14 protein-coding genes and 1 pseudogene are annotated in these 15,516 nt (G+C 69.1%); 3 read left to right on the forward strand and 12 right to left on the reverse strand.

Annotation, left to right across the window (positions count from 1 at the left end):
- Positions 1-200: 200 nt before the first annotated feature.
- Positions 201-1,451 (reverse strand): CapA family protein, encoded by a 1,251-nt coding sequence (locus ACWCP8_RS22935; protein WP_451117815.1) that lies wholly within the window; start codon positions 1,449-1,451, stop codon positions 201-203.
- Between the two features lie 39 nt (positions 1,452-1,490).
- Between ACWCP8_RS22935 and ACWCP8_RS22940 the strand changes: the two genes are divergently transcribed.
- The gene (locus ACWCP8_RS22940; protein WP_352269123.1) at positions 1,491-2,420 is read left to right on the forward strand and encodes a hypothetical protein; all 930 of its coding nucleotides are present in this window, start codon (positions 1,491-1,493) and stop codon (positions 2,418-2,420) included.
- 483 nt (positions 2,421-2,903) lie between these two features.
- Here the strand turns inward: ACWCP8_RS22940 and ACWCP8_RS22945 are convergent, their stop codons facing one another.
- The 6 genes and pseudogenes from ACWCP8_RS22945 to ACWCP8_RS22970 all read right to left on the reverse strand — a co-directional run bounded on the left by ACWCP8_RS22945 (position 2,904) and on the right by ACWCP8_RS22970 (position 8,034).
- Positions 2,904-3,080 (reverse strand): hypothetical protein, encoded by a 177-nt coding sequence (locus ACWCP8_RS22945; RefSeq protein WP_451117817.1) that lies wholly within the window; start codon positions 3,078-3,080, stop codon positions 2,904-2,906.
- 93 nt (positions 3,081-3,173) lie between these two features.
- Positions 3,174-3,404: a TetR-like C-terminal domain-containing protein gene (locus tag ACWCP8_RS22950; RefSeq protein WP_451117819.1), complete on the reverse strand. Its 231-nt coding sequence runs from the start codon at positions 3,402-3,404 to the stop codon at positions 3,174-3,176.
- Positions 3,382-3,450 (reverse strand): annotated as a pseudogene (locus ACWCP8_RS22955) (hypothetical protein); the annotation flags it as partial. The gene ACWCP8_RS22950 and the pseudogene ACWCP8_RS22955, both read right to left, overlap by 23 nt.
- Before the next feature lie 252 nt (positions 3,451-3,702).
- Positions 3,703-3,876: a hypothetical protein gene (locus ACWCP8_RS22960; protein WP_451117821.1), complete on the reverse strand. Its 174-nt coding sequence runs from the start codon at positions 3,874-3,876 to the stop codon at positions 3,703-3,705.
- A gap of 651 nt (positions 3,877-4,527) precedes the next feature.
- Positions 4,528-5,886 carry a class I SAM-dependent RNA methyltransferase gene (locus ACWCP8_RS22965; RefSeq protein WP_451117823.1) on the reverse strand — a complete coding sequence of 453 codons (1,359 nt, stop codon included), beginning with the start codon at positions 5,884-5,886 and terminating at the stop codon, positions 4,528-4,530.
- A 99-nt stretch (positions 5,887-5,985) separates the two neighbouring features.
- A complete protein-coding gene (locus tag ACWCP8_RS22970) occupies positions 5,986-8,034 on the reverse strand; it encodes an APC family permease (protein ID WP_451117825.1) in 2,049 nt (682 codons plus the stop codon).
- A gap of 417 nt (positions 8,035-8,451) precedes the next feature.
- Between ACWCP8_RS22970 and ACWCP8_RS22975 the strand changes: the two genes are divergently transcribed.
- A complete protein-coding gene (locus ACWCP8_RS22975; protein ID WP_026242838.1) occupies positions 8,452-9,120 on the forward strand; it encodes a potassium channel family protein in 669 nt (222 codons plus the stop codon).
- Positions 9,120-9,797 carry a potassium channel family protein gene (locus tag ACWCP8_RS22980; protein ID WP_267000875.1) on the forward strand — a complete coding sequence of 226 codons (678 nt, stop codon included), beginning with the start codon at positions 9,120-9,122 and terminating at the stop codon, positions 9,795-9,797. Before ACWCP8_RS22975 ends, ACWCP8_RS22980 begins: the two co-directional genes overlap by 1 nt.
- A 119-nt stretch (positions 9,798-9,916) precedes the next feature.
- Here the strand turns inward: ACWCP8_RS22980 and ACWCP8_RS22985 are convergent, their stop codons facing one another.
- From ACWCP8_RS22985 to ACWCP8_RS23005, 5 genes are all read right to left on the reverse strand, one after another.
- Positions 9,917-10,666 (reverse strand): DUF3159 domain-containing protein, encoded by a 750-nt coding sequence (locus ACWCP8_RS22985; RefSeq protein WP_352267550.1) that lies wholly within the window; start codon positions 10,664-10,666, stop codon positions 9,917-9,919.
- Between the two features lie 3 nt (positions 10,667-10,669).
- Complete coding sequence (locus tag ACWCP8_RS22990; protein ID WP_078853134.1) at positions 10,670-11,077, reverse strand: OB-fold nucleic acid binding domain-containing protein; 408 nt, start codon at positions 11,075-11,077, stop codon at positions 10,670-10,672.
- 109 nt (positions 11,078-11,186) lie between these two features.
- Entirely contained in the window at positions 11,187-11,879 is a 693-nt protein-coding gene (locus ACWCP8_RS22995) for a response regulator (protein ID WP_030980344.1), read from the reverse strand.
- Positions 11,880-11,943: 64 nt separating this feature from the next.
- A complete protein-coding gene (locus ACWCP8_RS23000; RefSeq protein ID WP_352267549.1) occupies positions 11,944-14,487 on the reverse strand; it encodes a sensor histidine kinase in 2,544 nt (847 codons plus the stop codon).
- A gap of 183 nt (positions 14,488-14,670) precedes the next feature.
- On the reverse strand, positions 14,671-15,420 hold the full coding sequence (locus ACWCP8_RS23005; protein WP_451117828.1) for an ABC transporter ATP-binding protein: 750 nt from the start codon (positions 15,418-15,420) through the stop codon (positions 14,671-14,673).
- Positions 15,421-15,516: the final 96 nt, after the last annotated feature.

Below are 15,516 nucleotides of genomic sequence, written 5' to 3' on the forward strand. Positions count from 1 at the left end.
TGCGACCCGTTCCACGACTCGGAAGCTCAGCGGAAAGTTGTACGTAGAGTTGGCGATGTGACGTACGCGACGTTTGAAGTCCGAACCCCGACTTGAGGTGATTCGGCGACCGGTTCGCTGTGCGTCACCTGCAGGACACCTGCGAGACAGCCGCTGGTCACGCGGCGAGGTGCCGGACAGGCCGTACGGGTGGGCGGGGATCAGTCCGGAAGACTCTCCAGCGGCTTCAGACCGTCCTTGGCGGCACCCCGGTTGAGCATCGTGCCCTGAGTGCGCTCGAACGCCAGCCGGTACCTGGCCCGCTCCTCGGACGACAGATCCTTGCCGCTGCGCAGGGCTTCGGCCAGGTTCAGGAGCCGGTGATCCTTCACCGTGCCCGGCCCCCGGGCCGCCTCCACGGAGTCCGGGTCGCTCTCGTCGACGTCCGGCGGGATGGTGACGAGCGTCGGTACGTAGCGCGCGTCCACATCCCACGTACCGCCCCGCTTGTGGAACTCGAACCAGCCGATGACGCCTTCCTCGGTCAGTCCGGACGGCACGTCGTGCCGCGCCAGCTGGTTGCCGAGGCCGTACGCGACCCAGGTGCCGTCGACCTTCTCCATCGGCTGCACCACATGCGCGTGGTGGCCGATCACCAGGTTGATCCCGGTCTCCTTCGCCAGCCTGCGTGCCAGCTTCAGCTGCGGGGCGCTCGGATCCGGGTGGTGCTCGCGACCCCAGTGGATGCTGAGGATCACCACCTCGGCGCCGGCCTTGCGGGCAGCCTTCTCGGCGGCGGCGATCCGGTCGAACGAGTTCTGGTTGACGATCCAGGGCTTGTCGGCCGGGATCTCACGGCCGTTGAACCCGAAGGCGTACGACAGCTGGGCGACCTTCACGCCCTTCACATCCATGATCAGCGGCTTGGCCGCCTCCGCGCCGCTGCGCGCCGAACCGGTGTGCTTGAGACCGGCCTTGTCGAGAGTGTCGAGCGTGCGCTTCACGCCCTCGGCGCCGTGGTCGAGGGTGTGGTTCGACGCCGTCGAGCAGGTGTCGTAACCGACGTCCTTGATCGCCGTGGTGATCTGCGGCGGGACCAGGAAGTCCGGGTAGCTCTGGAACGGCCCCTCCGGCTTGCCCACGACCGGCTCGAAGTGGCAGATCGCCAGGTCGGCCTTGCTGATCACCGGCTTGACCCCGGCCATGATCGCGTCGAAGTCGAGCCCACCGGCGGCGGTACCGCCGCCTCCGGCACCCTTGCCGCCGGCCGACTCCGCGTCCTTGCGGGCCTGCTCGGTCAGCTGCGGGTGAATCAGGATGTCGCCGGCGGCGGCGACGGTGAAGGACGGCCCCGACTTCGCATCGGCGGCGCTACTGTCGCTGCCCGGCAGGGAACAGCCCGCGGCGGTGGCGGCGAGGAGCGCCAGCACAGTGGCGCGAGCTGCGAAGGAGTTGTGAAGGGATGATGACACCCCTGATATTTTCACTTGAATAGGACACGGGACTCTGCCGTGAAGGTAACGATCAAACCAACACTGCTGTATGCCGTGGTGATAATGGTCACACTCGGCGCGCTGGTGGCGGCTCTTGTCCCCTTCGGGGGCCAGGACCGACGCGGACCGGCGTCTCCTGCTGCCCAGGACGGTGACGATCTGGCCCGGCGCATCACCGATTTCACCAGGGGCACGGTCGCGCACAGCGACTATCAGCGGCCTCTGCGCGCGCAGCGCAGTGCCGTCGCCGAGGGCGTGGGGCTCTTCCTGGACGGCCACCGTGCCGAGGCCGGGCGGCGCCTTGCCGAGGTCGACTTCGGTATCCGTACGTTCACGGATACCGGCACCGGCCGCCGCTTCGCCGAGATCGCCGACCGTGCGGCGGAGGCCAGGCGGGGCTGGGGCCGGGTCTATGTCGACCTCGGCACCGAGGTCCGCTGGTCGGTACAGGTCCCGCATCCGGTCGCCGACGCGCGGAGCGAGCAGCTGGGCATCGGGGTGCTGCGTGCCAGGCCCGGTGGGGTGCTGGTGCTGGCCGGCGCGCACCGGAACGCCGGGCAGGGGGACCGGGCCGATGTCGCGCACCGCAGCGACACCGTGTTCGACGTGGTCTGCGACGAACTGGTCGAACGCCGGCTCCCGGGCCTGCAACTGCACGGCTTCGCCGACGCCACCGAACCGGACTACGACGTGATCGCGTCCACCGGCAAGGGCGACCAGGGTCGGACAGCGGCCCGCCGCACGGCGACCGCCCTGCGACGGGAGGGCTTCGACGTGTGCCGAGCCTGGTCGCACCGCTGCGCACTGGAGGGCCGCAGCAACGAACAGGGACGACGGGCCGCGGCGGACGGCGTTCCTTTCCTCCACATGGAGTTCAGCCGGAGCGTTCGCGACGACGAGAACCGGATGCGGCGCGCGGTCGCAGCGCTGGCGACCACGCTGCCCTGAGGTGAAGCACTCAGGCCAGGCATGCCATGCAGAGGAACCCCGAACGTCCTTCGCTTCACCGGCCCAGGCTTGCACGCGATGCCGGCCGAACTGTCCGGGGCACCGCCCCGACTCCCGTCACAAACGTCAGCAAATCGCCGTGACGCCCACACCGCACACGGAAAGAACCTGCAGGTCAGGCACCCTTTGCGGCAGGCTCAAGAATCGCCAGGCACTCCACGTGATGCGTCATCGGAATCACGTCATCTGAAGCGAAATTCAAAGAACTAGCAGGTCAGAGACGGTTCCACGTTCATGAGGAATGGCTCCCATTCTCCCGGAGCGTCAAATGAGCGTCGCAGCCGAGACGGGTCAGCCTCGGTCGACGGCTGGCGGCAGAAGAACCGTACGCCCCCGGGGCAGGGAGGTAGACGTGAGGAGGCACCGGTCGGCGTCGCCTCCGGACGTCGGCCACCGCCGGGGCGTGATCCGGCGCGGAGCCCGTCAGGGCACGGAGTCCGTCAGGGCACGGAGTCCGTCCTCCACGGAGTCGCCGAGCAGCCACCGGCCGCCGTGGTCGACGCGCAGCAGGCGCCCCGGCTCGGACACCCCGAGCAACCCGCCCGCGTCCGCTAGGAAGTCGGCAAGACGTGCTGTCACGGCGAGGCGAAGCACGGGCATCTTCGTGGCCCTGCCGCAGGAAGAGGTCGTCGAGGCCGGCGGGCTTCGCCGCCCTCCCCGCCGAGAAGGCTTCTCACCTTCGGTCGCTCGGAGTCAGCCCCATTCGCCGCAACAGTGCCGGTGCAGGGCCGCGACGAGCTGCTCCTCGAACGCCTCGTCCAAGGGCGAGCCGCTCAGGAAGAGCCGGTAGCAGATGGGTCCCAGAAGGAGGTCGATCACCATCTCGGGGTTGAGGTCCGCTCGCAGATCCCCCGGCAGTGCCTCGTTCCACCAGCTGGCGCACCTCTGCCGGCCGGCGGCTGACCATGCGTTCCCGGTAAGCACGTGCCGGCTCTGGATCGGCTGCGATCTCCGAGACCAGGCCCTGCATGACACGGCCCACCAGGGTGAAACGAAACAGCTCCAGGGTCGCGCAGCGTAGAGGGGTGCCCGGCGACCTCTGTCATCGTGTCCCGGCGCGGTTCGTGAAGTCTGTACCGAAACAGGGCAGCGCGGCACGGCAACGCGAGACGCGAGATGTGTGCTGGGGCAAGCGCCGTTGCAGCACCGAGCACGGCTGTGCACCGCCGGACGCACTAAACGGCTCGAGCCTCGCACCGGCTCCGCCCACGACGTGGCGTGGTCAGCGCTTGAAGCTGTCCTTCGACCTCTCCTTGATGTCCCGGGCCTTGCCCCGGGCCTCCAGTGCGGCTCCCTTGGCGGCGGTGGTCTCGTTGCCCAGCGCGTGGGCCACCTTCCTCACGGCCTTCCCGACAACCTGCTCGGTCTTGGCCTTGGCCTTCTCCCCGGCACTCATGTCGGTCCTTTCGTAGGCACTCAGTCATCTCGTAGGCACTCAGTCATCCGCCTGCCCCTGGCCGCGGAGCGGAAACAATGGGCATCGCAGCGCCGCGCCTCCTCCGACGGCCGTGCGCTCCAGCAGCTCGCCGCGGCGACACCCACACACTTCATTGTGTTCCCGGCAGAAGTGTGTGGTGGCGCTCGATTTGCGGTTTCTGGGGCACAGGTGCCTTGACCACCTTGTTCGGTTGGGTCGGCTGAGCTGGGTTGACTGTGGAAATTCGCGGCTGTCGGCGGGTGGGTATGGCTGCGGCCCGGCGCTCAGATCGGGCGCTCCGGGTTCCTCGGGTCGTGGGTCGGCAGAGGCAGCGCCGCTGGTCAGGTGGCCAGCCTCGGCAGGGCGGAGACGGCCCTCCTCCGCGGGTGCGAGGACCAGACCGTCGCGGCACATGCCCGCGTGCACCTCCGAGCCGGCCGCACCGGCCTCGTCGACGTCGGCGTCATCGAGCGTCAAGAATCCACGGCGATTCTCTGGCACCGTGGCCGGTACAGCCGTTGGCTCACCATGAACGCGCAGGTCACGCCATCTCCACGGCCAGGCCGTCCGCTTGACCCGTTGCCTGCCAGGAAACAGGTCGAGCAGCCCACCGAACTGCAAAACCGCAGGTCAGGCGCCCTTGTCCGCAGGCTCAAGGATCGCCACGCACTCCACGTGGTGCGTCATCGGGAACAGGTCGAACGCCCGCAGCGTCCGCACCTTGTAGCCGCCCTCCCGGAAGTACGCCAGGTCGCGCGCGAGTGCCGCCGGGTCGCAGGCGACGTAGGCGATGCGGCGGGCGCCGAGGCCGGCGAGGTGCTTCACCGTCTGCTTGCCCGCGCCCGCGCGCGGCGGGTCGAGGACGATCAGGTCGCACTCGGTGATGCCGGTGCGGGGCAGGATCTGGTCGACCTTGCCGTGCTCGATGCGGACCCGGTCGAGGTCCTGGAGGTTGTGGCGGGCGTCCTCGACGGCGCGCTTGCTGGACTCGATGCCAAGGACCGCGCCCTTCTCGCCGATGCGCTGACCGATGGCGCCGGCGAACAGGCCGACGCCGCAGTAGAGGTCGAGGGCCATGTCGTTCTTGCGGGGCAGGAGGCCCTGCATGACCGCGCGGACGAGGGTGTTGGCAGCCTGCGGGTGGACCTGCCAGAAGCCGCCCGAGCCGACGCGGTACGTGCGGTCGTCGGCGCGTTCGCGGACGAAGCCGCGGCCGTGGACCCGGTGGATGCCGCCGTCGCGTTCGTCGACGCGCAGGACGGAGACCGGCTTGTCGAGCTCGACGAGCGGCAGCCGGGCGCCGGGCTTCGGAGTGAGGATGACCTGGCGGTCGTTGGAACCGGTGGCGGTGATGGCTTCCACCGAGGCCATGCCGGTCCAGTCGCGCTTCTCGATGCCGAGTTCCGAGACGCCGGGCGCCGCGATCATGCAGTGCTCGATCGGTTCGACGTCGTGCGAGCGGTGCTTGCGCAGGCCGGCGCGGCCGTTCTCATCGATGGCGTACTGGACGCGGGTGCGCCAGGCAGGCACCTCGCCCTTCGGGAGCTTGTCGCCCTCGGCCGGCATGACCGTGCCGTCCCAGCCGGCCTCTTCGGGGGTGAGCCCGGCGAGGCGCTGGAGCTGTTCGGCGATGACTTCGCCCTTGAGCCGGCGCTGGGCACCGGGCTTGGCGTGCTGCCAGTCGCAGCCGCCGCACTTGCCGGGGCCCGCGTACGGGCAGGGCGCCTCGACGCGGTCCTTGGACGCTTCGATGATCGTGACGGCATCGGCGCGCAGGAAGCGGGAGTCCTTGTCGCCGTCGGTGATCCGGGCGATGACCTTTTCGCCGGGGAGCGTGTGCCGTACGAAGAGGACCTGGCCCTCCGAGGTACGGGCGATGCAATGGCCGCCGTGTGCGACGGGGCCCACCTCGACCTCGTACTCCTCGCCGATCAGTGAGTCCCCGGTCTGCGAGTCCTCGGCCGGCGACGAGGTGGATTCGTTCTGCATGAGGGGGTGGCTCCAGAGATCAAAGGAAAACGGCCGGACAACAACCCACAAGTCTACGTGGGTGGTGTCCGGCCGCTTACCACTTGCGGGCACGGAGAGTCAGCTCTTGTTGCTGGGCTCCTTGGACCTGCGCTCCACGGGACCCCGGCGGACCGATCCAGGAGCGTTCCACTCGGCACGCTTCCTGGCGCGCTTCTTCGCGGCCTCGGAGGATTCCAGCTGGTACGGGACGGACGTCACCATCACGCCCGGGGTGAACAGCAGCCGCCCCTTGAGGCGCAGGGCGCTCTGGTTGTGCAGCAGATGCTCGTACCAATGCCCGACCACGTACTCCGGGATGTAGACACTGACCACGTCGCGCGGGCTCTCCCGGCGCAGGCCCTTCACGTAGTCGATGACCGGCCGGGTCACTTCGCGGTACGGGGAGTCGAGGATCTTCAGCGGGATGTTGATGCCGCGCCGCTCCCAGTCCGCCTTGAGCGCCTTGGTCTCGGCCGGGTCGACGCTGATGGAGAGCGCCTCCAGATGGTCGGAGCGGATCAGCTTGGCGTACGCGAGCGCGCGCAGCGTGGGCCGGTGCAGCTTGGAGACCAGGACGATGGAGTGGACCCGGGAGGGTTTCATGCTGTCGTCGGACGGGGCCTCGTCGGCGGCGATCTCCTCGGCGACGCGGTCGTAGTGCCTGCGGATCGCGGTCATCGTCCCGTAGAAGATCACCATGCCGAGCAGCGCCACCCAGGCGCCGTGGGTGAACTTGGTGGCGAGTACGACGACGAGCACCAGGCCGGTGAAGAACGCGCCGAAGGTGTTGATCGCACGGGAGCGGATCATGTGACGGCGCTTGGCCGGGTCCTTCTCGGTCCTCAGATGGCGGTTCCAGTGCCGGACCATGCCGGTCTGGCTGAGGGTGAAGGAGACGAACACACCGACGATGTACAGCTGGATCAGCCGGGTCGAGTCGGCGCCGTAGATCCAGGTGAGCAGGATGGCCGCGCCGGCCAGCAGCACGATGCCGTTGGAGAAGGCGAGCCGGTCGCCGCGGGTGTGCAGCTGGCGCGGCAGGTACCGGTCCTGGGCGAGGATCGAGCCGAGCAGCGGGAAGCCGTTGTACGCGGTGTTGGCGGCCAGGAAGAGCACGAGTGCGGTGGCCGCGGCGAGGATGATGAAGAGGAACGAGCCGTCACCGAAGACGGCGGCCGCGACCTGGGAGATCACCGGGTCCTGGACGAAGCTCGAACCGACGGCCGCGCCGTTGTGGATCAGGTCCTTGGCCGGGTTCTCGGCCATCTTCACATCGGTGGCCATGGCCAGGCCGATGATGCCGCAGAACATCGTGACGGCCAGCAGGCCCATCATCGCGAGGGTGGTCGCGGCGTTCTTGCTCTTCGGCTTGCGGAAGGCGGGTACACCGTTGCTGATCGCCTCGACGCCGGTCAGCGCCGCACAGCCGGAGGAGAACGCCCGCAGCAGCAGGAAGACGAGGGCGAAGCCGGCCAGGCCCTGATGCTCGGGCCTGATCTCGTAGTCCGAGGTCGGGGCGTGCATGGTGTCGCCGAGGACAAGACCGCGGAACGCACCCCAGACGATCATGATGAAGACGCCGGCCACGAAGAGATACGTGGGGATGGCGAAGAGCTTGCCGGACTCCTTGACGCCCCGCAGGTTCATCAGAGTCAGCAGCACGATGGCCCCGATCGCGCAGAGCGTCTTGTGCTCGACGACGAACGGGATCGCGGAGCCGAGGTTCTCCACGCCGGAGGCGATCGACACGGCGACGGTCAGGACGTAGTCGACCAGGAGAGCGCTGGCGACGGTCAGACCGGCCTTGGGACCGAGGTTGGTGGTGGCGACCTCGTAGTCGCCGCCGCCGCTCGGGTAGGCATGCACGTTCTGCCGGTACGAGGCGACGACCGTGAACATCAGGACCACGACAGCGGCCGCGATCCACGGGCTGAAGTGGTACGCCGACACGCCCGCGATGGACAGCACGAGGAGGACTTCTCCTGGTGCGTACGCCACCGAGGACAGCGGGTCGGATGCGAAGACGGGGAGGGCGATGCGCTTGGGGAGGAGTGTTTCCCCCAACTTGTCGCTGCGCAACGCCCGGCCGATCAGGATCCGTTTGGGCACGTCGGTCAGTTTGGACACGCTGAGGATCGTAAGGGTTCCGTATGGAGGCCGCCCACGCACCACCCCCGCGGTCCTGCAATCTCCTGCACTCAGCCGAAATCGGCACGGAATCCTTAACGGAATCCTTGCGCTCCCCCCTTATGGCATCAGCACGCTGTAACCGTTCCATTCCGGTTGGCCACGGTGACGGGTGTAGCGGACGGTGGCGTTCCAGTGGACCTCCCCTCCCCGCTTGTTCCCTTTACCGCACCTTTGCAGCTACGGCCCTGGCGAAAGCACACTCGAATGAGGCAACGCGTCGGTGGCCGCATAAGCTCATCCCGGGCAACGCCGGAAAACGTTGCCCCGTTGTTTGCCCGGCAAGCCGAGGAAAGAGTGTGAGCAGGGTGTTTTCGCAGGTCAGCCGGACGACCAGGACTGCGAGGTAGGCGCAAGGTGCACATCGTCATCATGGGCTGCGGGCGAGTAGGAGCCGCTCTCGCGCAGACCCTGGAGCAGCAGGGGCACACGGTCGCCGTGATCGACCAGGACCCCACGGCGTTCCGCCGTCTCGGGTCGGGGTTCGGTGGCCGGCGCGTCACCGGCGTCGGTTTCGACCAGGACACCCTCCGCGAGGCGGGTATCGAGGAGGCCGGCGCGTTCGCCGCGGTGAGCAGCGGCGACAACTCGAACATCATCGCCGCCCGGGTGGCCCGCGAGATGTTCGGCATCGAGAACGTCGCGGCGCGGATCTACGACCCGCGGCGCGCCGAGGTCTACCAGCGCCTCGGCATCCCCACGGTCGCCACCGTGCGCTGGACGGCGGACCAGATGCTGCGGCGGCTGCTGCCCTCGGGCGCCGAGCCGCTGTGGCGCGACCCGAGCGGCGGTGTTCAGCTCGCCGAGGTGCACACCACCCCGTCCTGGATCGGGCACAAGATCAGCACGCTGCAGGAGGAGACGGGCGTCCGCGTGGCGTTCCTCACCCGATTGGGCGAAGCCATTCTTCCGTCGTCGCAGACGGTGCTGCAGGAGGGCGATCTCGTCCACGTGATGATGCGTACGGACGAGATCGCGAAGGTCGAGGCGGCCTTCGCCGAGGGTCCTGAGGAGGGCGGTCACTGATGCGTGTCGCGATTGCCGGGGCCGGCGCGGTGGGCCGCTCCATCGCCGCCGAGCTGCTGGAGAACGGCCACGAGGTGCTCCTCGTGGACAAGGCGCCGACCGCCATTTCGGTGGAGCGGGTGCCCATGGCGGAGTGGCTGCTCGCGGATGCCTGCGAGATCACCTCGCTGGACGAGGCGGCACTCCAGCGCTGCAACGTCGTGATCGCCGCGACCGGCGACGACAAGGTGAACCTGGTCGTCTCGCTGCTCGCCAAGACCGAGTACGGCGTGCCGCGGGTCGTCGCCCGGGTCAACAACCCGAAGAACGAGTGGCTGTTCAACGAGTCCTGGGGCGTCGATGTCGCGGTCTCCACGCCGCGTCTGATGTCCGCGCTGGTCGAGGAGGCGGTGAGCGTCGGCGATCTGGTCCGGCTGCTGCGCTTCAGCCACGGCGACGCCAACCTGGTCGAGCTGACGCTGCCCCCGGAGTCGGCGCTGGCCGGTACCCAGGTCGGCGATGTGGCGTGGCCCGAGGACACCTCGCTGGTCACCATCATCCGCGGTACGCGGGTGCTGACCCCGGGCTCGGAGGAGACGCTGGAGGCCGGTGACGAGCTGCTGTTCGTGGCCGCCCAGGCGCGCGAGGAGCAGCTGGAGGACCTGCTGTCGGTGCGTCGCGAGGTCACCGACGACTGAGGACGGCCGGCCGGCTGACCGGCCTCGGCTCGGATACGTGGTCCCGCACGACATCTCGTACGACGAAGGGGCCCGGAACCGTATGTCACGGTTCCGGGCCCCTTCGCTGTCGCTGCCGGTCAGGCCTCGGTGTTGCGAGCCGCGGCGGCTTCCTCCTTGCGGGCCTTCTCGGCCTGCTCCTCCGCCTCCATCTCGGCGAAGACGTCGATGGGCGGCGGCGCCTTGGCGAGGAAGACCCAGGTCAGGTACACCGCGAGCAGGAACGGCGGGATCTTCAGGGCGACCAGGACCCAGCCGAGCTGGGCGGTGTCGGCCCACCAGTAGAGCGGGAAGAGGATCGCGCACTTGGCGAGCAGTATCAGACCCCAGGCCCAGCTGGCCTTGGCGTACGCCTTCTTGCGGCCGGGGTTCCGGGTGCGCCAGGAGAGGTTCTCCTTGAAGACCGGCCCGAGGATCAGCCCTATCAGCGGCACCCCGGCGATCGTCGTGACGATGTAGGCGAGGGCCAGGCCCAGCGTGTAGATCATGCCGGGCAGGTAGAAGTCCTTGGCGTTGCCCGTCATCATCGCGAAGACCACACCGAAGGCGACGCCGAAGACACCGCTGAAGGCGTGCTTGACGGTGTCCTTGCGGATCAGCCGTACGGCGACGAGGACCAGGGACACGACCAGGGCCGCGATGGCCGACGTGTGCAGATCCTTGTTGATGGTGAAGATCGTGACGAAGAGCAGCCCGGGCAGGACTGTCTCCACCATCCCGCGGACGCCGCCGAACGCCTCGAAGAGGGCGGCTTCGGTAACCGCCTTCGCGTCGGCCTCCTGCTGGTCGGTGCGGTCCGTATCGGATGTCGGCTTGTCGAGAGACGTCACCGGCTACTCCTTGCCGAGCGGTCGGAGTTCGTATTTGGGGTTGAACAGCACCCGGCGTCCGTGACTCATGGCGATCCGGCCGGAGGCGATGAGCTTACGGCCCGGCTCTATGCCCACGATGGAACGCCTGCCCAGCCAGACCACGTCCAGCGGGGCGGTGCCGTCGAAGAGCTCCGCTTCCAGGGCGGGCACTCCGGCGCGCGGCCGCAGGGTGACGGTCCGCAAGGTACCAGTCACCTTGACGATCTGGCGGTCGTTGCAGTCGGAGATCCGCGTGCATCCCGATGCCTGCGAGTCCTCCTGCAGCTCCTCCGATTCCAGGTCTTGCTGGGAGCTGGACAGCCGGTCGAGCATCCGACGGAAGCGGCCGGACGGCCGCTCCGCCTTCTCGGAACGAGGGACAGCACTCATACCCGAAGGGTACCGGGCCAGGGTGGTCCGGGCAGGTGTCCGTTCTCTCACCCTGACGGGCGACTCACGACGGATCGAAGCTGACGACAGGCCGCCGCACGCACAGTGCTCAGCCGCGTTCGAAGCGGTAACCCATGCCCGGCTCGGTGACGAAGTGCCGGGGGTGCGAGGGGTCCGCCTCCAGCTTGCGCCGGAGCTGGGCCATGTAGACCCGCAGGTAGTTGGTCTCGGTGCCGTACGAAGGCCCCCACACCTCCTGCAGCAGCTGCTTCTGGCTGACCAGCCGGCCGCTGTTGCGGACCAGCACCTCCAGCAGATGCCACTCGGTCGGGGTGAGCCGCACGTCGCGTCCCTCGCGCTGGACCTTCTTCGCCGCCAGGTCGACGGTGAACCCCTCGGTCTCGACCATCACGATGTCGTCGGCGCCGTCCTGGCCGACCGGTTCGGCCCGCCGGACCGAGGCGCGCAGCCGGGCCAGCAGCTCGTCCATGCCGAACGGCTTGGTGACGTAGTCGTCGGCTCCTGCGTCCAGCGCCTCGACCTTCTCGTCGGAGGTATGGCGGGCGGAGAGCACCAGGATCGGCACCCTGGTCCAGCCGCGCAGCCCCCTGATCACCTCCACGCCGTCCATGTCCGGCAGTCCGAGGTCGAGGACGACGACATCGGGGTGGCGCGCGGCGGCGAGCTGGAGGGCGGTCGCACCGTCGGGCGCCGCGTCCACCTCGTACTTGCGAGCCTTCAGATTGATCACGAGGGCGCGTACGATCTGCGGCTCGTCGTCGACCACAAGCACCCGGGTCATCGGGGACCTGCCTTTCTGCTGTACGGAATTGCTGCGGGAAGCAGTACGGGTATCACTGCGGCGATCACGAGACGGCCTGCGCGGGCAGGTCGGTACCGATCGGAACGTATCCGGACACCGCCGTGAGCGTCAGGACCATGGTCATGCCGCCACCGGGGGTGTCCTCCGCGTCGAGGGTGCCGCCCATGGACTCCACGAAGCCGCGGGCGACGGCGAGCCCCAGGCCGACTCCGGCGCCGCGCGGGGCGTCGCCGTAGCGCTGGAAGGGTTCGAAGATCCGCTCCTTGCCCTCGTCGGGGACGCCGGGGCCGCGGTCGGCCACCCGGAGCTCGACCCGGGCGCCGAGCGCACTGGCGGCCACGGTGACGCGCTCCCCGTCGGGGCTGTACTTGACGGCGTTCTCGACGATGTTCGCGACGGCCCGCTCCAGCAACCCCGGGTCGACGGCGACCATCGGCAGCGTCTCGGGGATGTCCAGGTCGACGCTGCCCTCCGGTACGCCTCCGAGCGCCATCGGGACCACCTCATCGAGGTCGATCTCGCGGATCAGCGGGGTGACGGTGCCGGTCTGCAGCCTCGACATGTCGAGGAGGTTGCCGACCAAATGATCGAGACGGTCCGCGCCGTTCTCGATGCCTTCAAGGAGCTCCGCCTCATCCGCCTCCGACCAGGCCACGTCGTCGGAGCGCAGCGAGGTGACGGCGGCCTTGATGGCGGCCAGCGGGGTCCGCAGATCGTGGCTGACAGCGGCGAGGAGCGCGGTCCTTATCCGGTTCCCTTCGGCGAGCCGCCGGGCTTCCTCCGCCTCCCCGACCAGGCGCTGCCGGTCGAGTACGACGGCGGCCTGGGCGGCGAACGCGCCGAGCACCCGGCGGTCCTCGGCGGGCAGCACCCGGCCGGAGAGCGCGAGCGCCATGTGGTCGCCGACGGGCATGTCCACATCGGCGTCCTCGGGGCGGGAGACGGGCGCAGGCCCGACGCTGCCCGCACAGGTCCACGGGTCGACGTCGCTGCGCCGCTCCAGGAGCGCCACGGATTCCATGGCGAAGGTCTCGCGGACCCGGTCCAGCAGGGCGTCCAGGGTGGTCTCGCCGCGCAGCACGCTGCCGGCCAGGAAGGAGAGGATCTCGGACTCGGCGCGCAGCCGGGCCGCCTGATGGGTGCGGCGGGCCGCCAGGTCGACGACGGAGGCCACTGCCACCGCGACCGCGAAGAAGATCACGATGGCGACGAAGTTCCTCGGGTCCTGCACCGTCAGGGTGTGGGTCGGCGGGGTGAACCAGTAGTTCAGCAGCAGCGAGCCGACGGCCGCGGACGCGAGGGCGGGCAGCAGCCCGCCGAGCAGGGCTGCGGCGACCGTCAAGAAGAGGAAGAGAAGAACGTCGTTGGCGAGCCCCGGACCATTCGTCATGCTGGTCAGGAGCAGCGTGAGCAGGACCGGACCGCCGACCCCGGTCAACCAGCCCCAGATGATCCGGGCGCGGCCGAGCCGGGCGCCGCGGGCGATCGGCAGTCCACGGCCCTTGGCGACCTCGTCGTGCGTGACGATGTGGACGTCGAGGTCGGGGCCGGACTCGCGGGCGACGGTCGCGCCGACGCCGGGGCCGTAGATGTACTGCCAGGCCTTGCGACGGCTGGAGCCGAGCACGATCTGGGTGGCGTTGACACCCCGGGCGAACGCGAGGAGTGCCGAGGGTATGTCGTCGCCGATGACATGGTGGAACGTACCGCCGAGGTCCTCGACGAGGGTGCGCTGAGCGGTGAGTTCCTTGGGCGACGCGGAGGTCAGTCCGTCGCTGCGGGCGATGTAGACGGCGAGGATCTCGCCGCCGGAGCCCTTGGCGGCCATCCGGGACGCGCGGCGGATGAGCGTACGGCCCTCGGGTCCGCCGGTGAGTCCGACGACGATGCGTTCGCGGGCCTGCCAGGTGGTGCTGATGTTGTGTTCGCCGCGGTACTGCTGGAGGTACTCGTCGACCCGGTCGGCGACCCAGAGCAGGGCGAGCTCGCGCAGTGCGGTGAGGTTGCCCGGGCGGAAGTAGTTGGACAGGGACGCGTCGATCCGGTCCGGCTTGTAGATGTTGCCGTGGGCCATCCGGCGGCGCAGCGCCTGGGGCGACATGTCGACCAGTTCGATCTGGTCCGCCCGGCGGACGACCTCGTCGGGGACGGTCTCACGCTGCCGCACGCCGGTTATCGACTCGACGACGTCGCCGAGCGACTCCAGGTGCTGGATGTTGACGGTGGAGACGACATCGATCCCCGCCTGGAGGAGCTCCTCGACGTCCTGCCAGCGCTTGGCGTTGCGGGAGCCCGGCACATTGGTGTGGGCCAGTTCGTCCACCAGGGCTACGGCCGGGGCACGGTCCAGGACCGCGTCGACGTCCATCTCGGTGAAGACGGTGTCCCGGTAGTCGATCACGCGGCGCGGGACCTGCTCCAGGCCGTGCAACATCACCTCGGTGCGCGGCCTGTCGTGGTGTTCCACGAACCCGACGACGCAGTCGGTGCCCCGCTCCACCCGGCGGTGGGCCTCGGAGAGCATCGCGTACGTCTTGCCGACGCCCGGTGCCGCACCCAGGTAGATCCGAAGCTTGCCGCGTGCCATGGCCCCATTGTCTTTCAGATGAGCGACTGCGGCCGATGCGGCAGCCGCTCTCGAAGCTACCTCGAATATTTACGACAAAGGGGACGCAAGGTCGGACAGAAGACCGAATTGACAGAATTCTGATGCGCCGACGGGCAGACAAAAGGTGCCCGGGGCGGACCCTGGCACCCCTTGCCCCGCCCCCTACGCGTGCTCGGCGACAAGTCCGTCGCTCAGCTCCAGCACCCGGTCCGCCAGCCCCAGCAGCTGCGCATCGTGCGTCGCCACCAACGCGGTCACCCCCTCGCTCCGTACCACCGCCCGCAACAGCTCCATCACGGCGAGCCCGGTCTCCGCGTCGAGTTGTCCCGTCGGCTCGTCCGCGATCAGCAGCGCGGGCCGGTTGGCGAGCGCGCGGGCGATCGCGACGCGCTGCTGCTGACCGCCGGAGAGCTCCCCGGGCCGCTGCGCACCGTGGTCGCCGAGCCCGACCAGGGAGAGCAGCAACGCCACCCGGTCCTCCCGCTCGCGCGGATCCGCCTTGCACAGCCGCATCGGTACGCCGACGTTCTCCGCGGCGGTGAGGATCGGGATCAGGCCGAACGACTGGAAGATGAAGCCGATCCGGTCCCGGCGTAGTTCCAGCAGCCCGTCCTCGCCGAGCTCGGAGAGGTCCGTGCCGTCGACGGTGATCCGGCCGCGGTCGGGGCTGTCGAGGCCGCCGACCAGGTTCAGCAGGGTTGTCTTGCCGGAGCCCGAGCGCCCCTTGAGTGCCACGAGTTCGCCGCGCGGCACGTCGAAGGAGATCCCGCGCAGCGCGTGGACGGCGCCCGCGCCGGTTCCGTACGAACGGTGCAGGTCCTCGATGCGGACCATCGGCCCGCGGGCCGGGTCCTCGGCGACCGCCGTGCCGCCCTGCCCGCCTGTGCTCTTTCCGCCGGTGCTGTCGGTCATGCGCTCCCCCGTGCGTGGTCGGTTCCCGTCGGCCGCCAGTATGTGCATGAGGCACACGGCCGGGCAATGGCCGAGGCCCTCCTGGCGGGCACGGCG

The sequence above is a fragment of the Streptomyces sp. NPDC002206 genome (assembly GCF_053593595.1).